At 71.9% G+C, this 8,439-nt stretch carries 8 protein-coding genes; 6 read left to right on the top strand and 2 right to left on the bottom strand.

All coding sequences use genetic code 11. The annotated features are described in order from the left end of the window. The first annotated feature begins 302 nt into the window (after positions 1 to 302). The 5 genes from CCN39_RS29125 to CCN39_RS29105 all read left to right on the top strand — a co-directional run bounded on the left by CCN39_RS29125 (position 303) and on the right by CCN39_RS29105 (position 4,897). Positions 303 to 1,403: a LacI family DNA-binding transcriptional regulator gene (locus CCN39_RS29125; RefSeq protein ID WP_086847319.1), complete on the top strand. Its 1,101-nt coding sequence runs from the start codon at positions 303 to 305 to the stop codon at positions 1,401 to 1,403. Positions 1,404 to 1,503: 100 nt separating this feature from the next. Continuing rightward, a complete protein-coding gene (locus CCN39_RS29120) occupies positions 1,504 to 1,995 on the top strand; it encodes a beta-class carbonic anhydrase (RefSeq protein WP_086847317.1) in 492 nt (163 codons plus the stop codon). A 46-nt stretch (positions 1,996 to 2,041) separates the two neighbouring features. Beyond that, positions 2,042 to 2,992, top strand: coding sequence for a glycosyltransferase (locus CCN39_RS29115; RefSeq protein WP_086847315.1), 951 nt, complete (start codon positions 2,042 to 2,044; stop codon positions 2,990 to 2,992). Positions 2,993 to 3,001: 9 nt separating this feature from the next. Next, the gene (locus CCN39_RS29110; RefSeq protein WP_086847313.1) at positions 3,002 to 3,877 is read left to right on the top strand and encodes an HhH-GPD family protein; all 876 of its coding nucleotides are present in this window, start codon (positions 3,002 to 3,004) and stop codon (positions 3,875 to 3,877) included. Between the two features lie 63 nt (positions 3,878 to 3,940). Continuing rightward, a complete protein-coding gene (locus tag CCN39_RS29105; protein ID WP_086847311.1) occupies positions 3,941 to 4,897 on the top strand; it encodes a peptidoglycan recognition protein family protein in 957 nt (318 codons plus the stop codon). 128 nt (positions 4,898 to 5,025) lie between these two features. Here the strand turns inward: CCN39_RS29105 and CCN39_RS29100 are convergent, their stop codons facing one another. Then, the gene (locus CCN39_RS29100; protein ID WP_086847309.1) at positions 5,026 to 5,772 is read right to left on the bottom strand and encodes an alpha/beta fold hydrolase; all 747 of its coding nucleotides are present in this window, start codon (positions 5,770 to 5,772) and stop codon (positions 5,026 to 5,028) included. Between the two features lie 74 nt (positions 5,773 to 5,846). On the opposite strand from CCN39_RS29100, the gene CCN39_RS29095 reads away from it, so the two are divergent. Further along, positions 5,847 to 7,253: a M1 family metallopeptidase gene (locus CCN39_RS29095; RefSeq protein WP_086847307.1), complete on the top strand. Its 1,407-nt coding sequence runs from the start codon at positions 5,847 to 5,849 to the stop codon at positions 7,251 to 7,253. Here CCN39_RS29095 and CCN39_RS29090 read toward each other — a convergent pair. Continuing rightward, on the bottom strand, positions 7,239 to 8,439 hold a 1,201-nt coding region (locus CCN39_RS29090; protein WP_086847305.1), incomplete at its 5' end, for an AAA family ATPase. The two genes, CCN39_RS29095 and CCN39_RS29090, sit on opposite strands and share 15 nt — an antisense overlap.

Here is an 8,439-nt window from a genome sequence, read left to right as displayed (position 1 = left end):
GACGGCCTGCGCGCCGCCGCCGTCGGAAGACGTCCCGCCGGAGCACGCGGCCAAGGCGAACAAGGACAGGGCCGAAGCGGCGGCGAGCACGCTCCTGGTGCGACGGGAACTCATCTGAAGACTCCTGAGCGAGACACTGAGACGCTAATGGAAACCGTTGTCAGATTCACCTTACCCCATCCGGATGACTTCCTGGCCATCAGATCGTGGTTTGGTGTATGCGTCTCCGTGCATGCGGATCGAGACATCGACCACGCGGGGTGTCTCTTCAGGAAACCGATCTGAACCGTTACGGTTTGCAGATGGGCCGTCCTATTCGCACCCGGAGGCAGGCGACGCTGGCGTCGCTCGCGGCGGAGCTCGGTGTGTCCAGGACCACGGTGTCCAACGCCTACAACCGGCCGGACCAGCTGTCCCCGGAACTGCGCCGCCGCGTCCTCGAGACCGCGCGGCGCCTCGGCTACCCCGGCCCCGACCCGGTCGCCCGCTCCCTGCGCACGCGCAAGGCCGGCGCGGTCGGGCTGCTGCTCACCGAGAACCTCTCCTACGCCTTCCGCGACCCCGCGGCCGTCGGTGTCCTCGAAGGACTGGCGCTGGCCTGCGAAGACGCCGGCGTCGGCCTGCACCTGGTGCCGGCCAGCCCGGGCCGGGAAGACGTCGCCGCGGTGCACCGCGCGGGTGTCGACGGCTTCGTCGTCTACTCCGTGCCGGACGACGACCCGCACCTGGCCGCCGTGCTGGAGCGCCCGGTGCCGACGGTGATCATCGACCAGCCGAGCCTCGAGGGCATCGACCGCGTCGGCCCGGACGACGCCGCGGCCGTCGGCAAGATCGCCGAACACCTCGTGACGCTGGGCCACCGGCAGGTCGGCGTGATCTGCATGCGCCTGGCCCGCGAGCGCAACGACGACTTCGTCTCCGCGACGCGGCAGAGCGGCGCGCACTTCCACGTCCAGCGCACCCGGCTGGAGGCACTCGCCGTCGCGTTCTCGGCGGCGGGCGTCGACTGGGCGGGCGTCCCGGTGGTCGAGCGCTTCGACCACACGGTGGACGACGGCGCGTCCGCGGCCCGCCAGCTGCTGGACGCGTACCCGCAGATCACGGCGGTGATCTGCACCTCGGACATCCTCGCGCTCGGCGCCATGGCCGAGGCCGAGCGGCGCGGGCTGCGGGTGCCGCAGGACCTCACCGTCACCGGCTTCGACGGCATCGCCGAAGCCGAGCGGATCGGGCTCACCACGGTCCACCAGCCGGTCCTGGAGAAGGGCAAGACGGCCGGGCGGCTGCTGCTCAGCTCCGGCGAGCGGAGCGCGCCCAAGACGATCACCCTGCCGACCGAGCTGCGCGTCGGGCGGACGTCGGCGCCGCCGCGGACCGTCGAGGAGCCCTGGTTCGGGGGCTGACCCCGTGACATTGCCCTTAGTGCATTGCTCATCGGGGTACCGACCCGGTCAAATGGAGTGGTACGCCCGCGCCGCGGGGCCACTGGCCGGAAGGTGACCGATGACCTCGATCGACGTACTGCTCAAGCGCAACCAGGAACTCGGCGAGGTGACGCCCGGCGACCGGTCGTCCCCGAAGCCGTCGCTCCAGGTGGCCGTCCTCACCTGCATGGACGCCCGCATCCGGGTGTTCGAGCTGTTCGGCCTGCTGCAGGGCGAGTCGCACGTCCTCCGCAACGCCGGTGGCGTGGTGACCGACGACATGATCCGCTCGCTGGCCCTTTCGCAGCGCAAGCTGGGGACGCGCGAGGTGCTGATCGTCCAGCACACCGAGTGCGGCCTCTCGATGGTGACCGAGGACGACTTCAAGGACGAGCTCGAGACCGACACCGGCCTGCGGCCGACGTGGTCGGTCGAGGCCTTCCGCAGCGTCGAGAACAGCGTCCGGACGTCGGTGGAGCGGGTGCGGCGCAGTGCCTACCTGCCGCACACCGAGAACGTGCGCGGGTTCGTCTACGACGTGAAGACCGGGAAGCTCACCGAGGTCAAGTAGGCTATCGTCGCCATTCAGATGTTCTTGACATCCGAATGGGGACGACATGCGCCTGCTCTTCGCCGGCCTCGCGTCGGAAGGCCACACGTACCCGATGGTCCCGCTCGCGCTCGCGGCGCGGGACCTCGGGCACGAGGTGCACTTCGCCGCCGGTGAGCACGTCCACGCTCCGCTGCGCCGGCTCGGACTGAACCCGTTCCGGCCCGCCGACTCGTTCTACGAGATCTACGCCGAAGACCTCGAACCGGACCTGAAGCGGCTGCGTCCGGAGCTGGTCGTGCCCGGCTGGGGCGTTCCCGAGGTGGCCGTGGCCGCCCGACGCGCCGGGATCCCGTCGCTCTGGCACGGGTTCGGCCGGATGTTCCCGCGCGGCATCGGCTTCGAGCGGCCCATCGGCGGGGCGCACCTCGACATCTGCCCGCCGTCCCTGCAGGACGCGGACTTCCGCTCGACCGCCGAGCGCCTCCCCCTGCGTCCCGTGCCCTTCGCCGAGCCGGGCGCCTTCCGGGGGCCGCTGATCTACCTGACCCTCGGCACCACCTTCGGCACCCCGGAGGTGCTCACGACGGCGATCCGCGGGCTGGCCGCACTCGGCGTGCCCCTCGTGGTGGCCACCGGGCGGGTGCGCCCCGAGGAACTCGGGCCGGTGCCGGACCACGTCACCCTGCAGGCCTGGGTGCCACAGGCGGCGGTGGTGCCGCAGGCGGACCTGGTGGTGCACCACGGCGGCAGCGGCACCACGCTGGGCGCACTCGCCGCGGGCGTGCCGCAGCTCGTCCTGCCGCAGGGCGCCGACCAGTTCGCCAACGCCGAAGCGCTCGTCGCCGCGGGTACCGCAGTCCGGCTTCTGCCCGCCGAACTGAGCGCGGAAGCCGTCGCCGAACAGGCCCGGAAGGCGTCCTCCTGCCGCGACGCGGCCCGGGCGATCGCCGAAGAGATCGCCGCGATGCCCTCGCCGGACGAGGTCGCTCGCGAGTTGCCGAAGCGGGCGAAGTAGCCTCCCGGCGTGGCTGTGGACGCTGACGTACTGCTCGACTGGTTCTCCGCACACGGCCGGGATCTCCCGTGGCGCGAGCCCACCTGCTCGGCCTGGGGCGTCCTGGTCAGCGAAATCATGCTCCAGCAGACCCCGGTCGTGCGGGTGCAGCCGATCTGGCACGAGTGGCTGGCACGCTGGCCGGTTCCCTCGGCGCTGGCCGCGTCGTCGCAAGGCGAAGTCGTGCGGGCCTGGGGCAAGCTGGGCTACCCGCGCCGGGCGCTCCGGTTGCATGAGGCCGCCGGGGTGATCGCGCGCGAGCACGGGGACGTCGTACCGTCCGATGTGGACACTCTGCTGGCGCTGCCCGGGATCGGCGCCTACACCGCGCGGGCCGTCGCCGCGTTCGCCTACGGGCGGCGGGCGCCGGTCGTCGACACGAACGTGCGGCGGGTCGTCGCGCGGGCGGTGCACGGAGCCGGGGACGCCGGGCCCGCGTCCAACACCCGGGACATGGCCGACGTCGAGGCCCTGCTGCCGGCCGAAGACGCACCCGCGGCCAGGTTCTCCGCCGCGATCATGGAGCTCGGCGCGCTGATCTGCACCGCGCGGGCCCCGAAGTGCGCGGACTGCCCGATCTACGACGACTGCGCGTGGCAGCACGCCGGCCGGCCCGAGTACACCGGCCCGGCCAAGCCGGTGCAGCGGTACGCGGGCACCGACCGGTACGTCCGCGGGCGGCTGCTCGACGTGCTGCGCGGCAGTGAGGGACCGGTCGAGAAAGCGCGCCTCGACGTCGTCTGGCACGACGGCGGCCAGCGGGACCGCTGCCTCGACTCCTTGCTGGTCGACGGCCTGCTGGAGCAGACCCGCGACGGGCTGTTCGCTCTCCCGGGTGAGCACTGACGCGTTACGACCAAAGTTGGTCAATAGTTGTCATCGGCGCGGTCCGGAGTTACCGTTTCACGCATGGTCACTGTTGACCGCCGGACCCTGCTGAAGGCGGGGGTGACCGCGACCGCGGCCGGCGCACTGGGGATGACGACCACGGGGACGGCCGGCGCGGCCGTTCCGGCACCGGCGATCCACCCGACGTCCGAGTGGGGCGCGCGGCCCGCCGCGGGCCCCATCGTGGTGGAGAACCACAAGCCGACGTACATCGTCGTGCACCACGCGGTCGACCCGCCGATGAACAACGACTTCTCGCTGGCGCGAGCGTTCTACGTCTCGCGCTTCATCCAGAACCTGCACATGGACAAGAACGGCTGGATCGACAGCGGCCAGCAGTTCACGAACAGCCGCGGCGGGTTCATCACCGAAGGACGGCACCGCAGCCTGGAGATCCTGCGCGGCGGCACGCAGCACGTCCAGGGCGCCAACGTCGGCAACCACAACAGCGAGGTCATCGGCATCGAGAACGAGGGCCTGTACAGCACGGTGGACGTGCCGCCCGCGCTGTGGAACTCGCTGGTCTCGCTCGTCGCCTACATCGCGAGCCAGTACGGCATCGCGCCGGAGTTCATCAAGGGCCACCGCGACTTCAACTCGACCGAGTGCCCCGGCCAGGTGCTCTACAACCGGTTGCCGGAGCTGCGGACGGCCGTCGGCCGCGTCCTCGGCGTCCCGGTGGCGCGCGCCGAAGCCGAGTGGCCGCTGCTCAAGCCGGGCGACACGGGCCGCACGGTGCAGCTGGCGCAGCAGTTCCTGCGTGCCTCCGGCTTCGGGGTGCCGACGGACGGCGTCTTCGGGAAGTCCACAAAGGACGCCGTGGCCACGTTGTCCGCACAGGCGGGGTTGGCCCGCGACACGTGCACCGCGGCGAAGGCGTCCGACGAGACAGGCTTCCTCGGCGCGGACGTCTGGCCGCTGATCGTCCCGTCCGACCGGTCGGCGACGGCCTGGCGAGCGGACCTGGCCCGGGCCTGAAGGGTCGACACGCGTGATCAGGAAGCCGACACGCGTGATTTGAGGGTCGACACGGCGATACAACGGCGTGCGGCGTGTCGTCCCTCTGATCACGCGTGTCGACCCGGCAATCACGCGTGTCGACCTGTTCAGCGGTTGAGCACCTGGCAGAGGAAGGCCTCGACGGCACCTCGGTAGATCTCCGGGGCCTCGTCGTGGGGCAGGTGGGCCGAGCCCGGGACCACGAGATGGCGAGCGCCCGGGACCCGCGCGGCGACTTCGGCTTGTTGGCCGTGTGGCATCGCGGTGTGCTCGCCCTCGACCAGCAGCAGCGGGCAGCGGATCGCCTCGACGACGTCCCAGTAGTCCCGGCGGCCCCACTCGGCGGCGATGACGTACAGGTCCTCGAGGTCGGCGACCAGGTGGAAGCCGTCGGAACGCTCCTCGACGCAGTCCGCGAAGTACTCGCCCGCGTCGCCGAAGAACTCCCGGACGTGGTCGAGCGAGGAGAACGGGACCGGCCAGCTCTCGAAGTACCCGCGCCAGGTCTCGACGGTCCGGCCGCGCTGGTCCGGCGCGAAGTCCTCGGAGACGACCGCGCGCACCAGCTCCGGGTGCCGCGCGGCGGCCGCCCAGGCGTGCAGGCCGCCCATCGAGTGCCCGATGAGCACCGCCGGGCCGGCGTCGAGGGCCCGCAGCGCTTCGGCGACGTCGTCCGCGAAACGCTCGGTCGTCCACGGGCCGACGCGCGGCGCGTTTCCGTGGCCGCGCGCGTCCAGGCCGTACACCGCGCCGTAGGGCCGGAGCCACTCCGCGACCCGCCACCACGTCCGCGCGCGGCCCATCAGGCCGTGGAGCAGAACGATCGGCACGCCGCTGCCGCCGAAACAGAGCACGCGGCCACCTAACCACAAAACCCCTGGTGCGGAACGTGACCAAACGATCGCTTTCCATCACCTATGGTGGTCGTATGCGCCGCCGACTGACCGCCCTGGCCGTCTGCGCCGCGGCGGTCCTCGCCGTGGCATGCGGCGGCGACGCCGTGACGGCGGCACCCCCGCCGCCACCCATGCACCCGGCGCCGGGTGCGTCCGGCGCGGGCGATCCCTACTACCCCGACGACGGCAACGGCGGTTACGACGCCCTCGGCTACCAGGTCGACGTCAAGTACGACCCGCCGAGCGGCCACCTCGACGGCGACACCACGGTGACCGCGACGGCCACCCAGGACCTGAGCCGGTTCGACCTCGACCTGCGCGGGCTGGCCGTGCACAACGTCGAGGTGGACGGCCGGCCGGCGACGTTCAGCCGCGAGAAGGCGTTCGAGCTCGTCATCACCCCGCCGGCGCCGATCCGGGCCGGGACGACGTTCCGCACGCGGGTCCGCTACGGCGGCGACCCGGCCAAGACCCCGCACGGCGGCGGCAGCGAGAACGGCTGGAAGCACTCGGCCGACGGCGGCGCGTACATGGTCGGCGAGCCGCACTCGGCGGCGTTCTGGTACCCGGCGAACGAAACCCCGCGCGACAAGGCCACGTTCACGCTCACCGCGCACGTCCCGGCGGGGTGGACCGTGGTTTCGAACGGCCGCGAGGGCCCGCCGGGCACCTGGACCGAGCCCAACCCGGTGGCGACCTACCTGACGACGATCGCGATCGGCAAGTTCGGTGTCGACAGGTCGACTTTGCCGGACGGGACCCCGGTGGTCTCGGCGTACGCGCCGGGCACCGAAGCCCGCCGCGCGATCGGCGACCGCCTGCCGGAGGTGATCGGCTTCCTGACCGGCAAGTTCGGCCCGTACCCGCAGTCGGCGGCGGGCGGGATCTTCCTGGCCGAGGACGTCCCGTTCTCGCTCGAAACGCAGACCCGGCCGACGTACGCGAAGTGGGCCGACCTGCCGACGCTGGTGCACGAGAACGCCCACCAGTGGTTCGGCGACTCGGTCTCGGTGCGGAACTGGTCCGACGTCTGCCTGAACGAGTGCTTCGCGTCGTACTCGCAGTGGCTGTGGGCCGAGCGCGAGGGCCAGAACCTGGACGACCGCTACCGCGCGGCCATCGAGATCACCCACGGCAGCACGGACTTCTGGGCGCAGAAGCTGGTCGGCATGGGCCAGGGCCACGAGTTCGAGGGCGTCTACAACAAGGGCATCCTGGCGCTGCACGCCCTGCGCCGCGAAATCGGCGACCCGGCGTTCGACCGCCTCCTGCACGAGTGGCCGGCCCGGTTCCGCCACGGCAACGCGACCTGGCCCGACTTCGAGACGATGGTGACGCGGATCAGCGGCAAGAACCTGCGGGCGTTCTTCGACAGCTGGTTCCGCGGCACGAAGCTCCCCGCGGACGCCGACCTCTTCCCCGGCTCACTGCGCAGCTGAGCTGCCCAGCAGCGAACGCGTCAGCGCACTCCGGGCGTCCTGCATCTCCCGCAGCGCCGTCGTCAGCTCCTCGTCGCCGACCACGACGTCCTCCTCCGGGCGCGCCCCCAGCGCCAGCAGCGACGCCCGGCGCAGCAGCTCCTTCGCGAACGACGCCGTCATCCCCTCCGTTGCCTCGACGATCGGGCCCAGGTCCGCTGTCAGCTTCAGGCCGCGTGCGTACAGCCGCAGCAGCGCTTCACGCCCGGCCGCGTCCGGCAGCGGGATCTCCACGGCGAGGTCGACGCGGCCCGGCCGGTCCGCGAGCGCCTTCTCCAGCTCGCTCGCCCGGTTCGTGGTGAGCAGGAACGTGACGTCGGCGTCGCCGCCCACGCCGTCCATCGCGTCGAGCAGGGTGAACAGCAGTGGCTGGACCATCGGCCCGTAGCTGCGGTCCTGCGCGATCAGGTCGACGTCCTCCAGCACCACCACGCTCGGCTGCAGCCGGCGCGCCAGCTCGGCCGCCTTGCCCACGAGCTTCATCGCCGTGCCGGTCAGGATGATCACCGTGGTGTCCGGCAGGCGGCCCATCAGGTAGCGGACCGTGTGCGTCTTGCCGGTGCCGGGCGCGCCGTGCAGCAGCAGCCCGCGCTTGAGGTGCTGGCCCGCGGCCAGCAGCCGCTCGCCGTGCCGCGCGATGCCGATCGTGTGCCGCTCGATCGCGTCGAGCACGCCGTCCGGCAGCACGACCTCCTCGCCGGTCAGCGCGGGACGCGGGAGGAACGTGAGCAGCTCGTTGCCGCGGTGCTCGCTGGTGCCGAAGGCCAGCACCTGACCCCGCAGGAGGTCGTGCTCGGCCATCAGGCGCTCGATGCGGTCGCGCACTTCGGTGGCGGTCGCCCGCGACGTCGCCAGCACCTCCAGCCGGCACTGCTCCATCCCCCACTGCGGGTTGGGGCCGCGGATCGCGAGCAGCACCGGGTCGCCGCCCGGTGCGTGCGTGCCGACCAGCCCGAGCTGCACCGCCTCGGTCGCGTCGTCGGGGCCGATCGCCGTGGTCGTGTAGTCGACCGAGCCGAGCTCGTACATGCCCTGCCTGCGCGCGGTGGCGAGCATCCCGATCAGATCTTCGTGCGTGCGCTGGCCGCCCGCGATGCCGAACCAGCCCACGGCCGTGCCGTTCTCGGCCAGGTAGGCGTCGACGCCT

The organism is Amycolatopsis kentuckyensis (genome assembly GCF_002155975.1).
Lineage (GTDB): Bacteria > Actinomycetota > Actinomycetes > Mycobacteriales > Pseudonocardiaceae > Amycolatopsis > Amycolatopsis kentuckyensis.
The sequence above is the reverse complement of the archived record's forward strand: the minus strand, read 5'-3'. Positions and strand labels throughout refer to the sequence as shown.

Excerpts from the sequence above, each read along its gene's own strand:
- CCN39_RS29125 (WP_086847319.1), top strand. The coding sequence starts at position 303 with ATGGGCCGTCCTATTCGCACCCGGAGGCAGGCGACGCTGGCGTCGCTC.
- CCN39_RS29120 (WP_086847317.1), top strand. The coding sequence starts at position 1,504 with ATGACCTCGATCGACGTACTGCTCAAGCGCAACCAGGAACTCGGCGAG.
- CCN39_RS29115 (WP_086847315.1), top strand. The coding sequence starts at position 2,042 with ATGCGCCTGCTCTTCGCCGGCCTCGCGTCGGAAGGCCACACGTACCCG.
- CCN39_RS29105 (WP_086847311.1), top strand. The coding sequence starts at position 3,941 with ATGGTCACTGTTGACCGCCGGACCCTGCTGAAGGCGGGGGTGACCGCG.
- CCN39_RS29095 (WP_086847307.1), top strand. The coding sequence starts at position 5,847 with ATGCGCCGCCGACTGACCGCCCTGGCCGTCTGCGCCGCGGCGGTCCTC.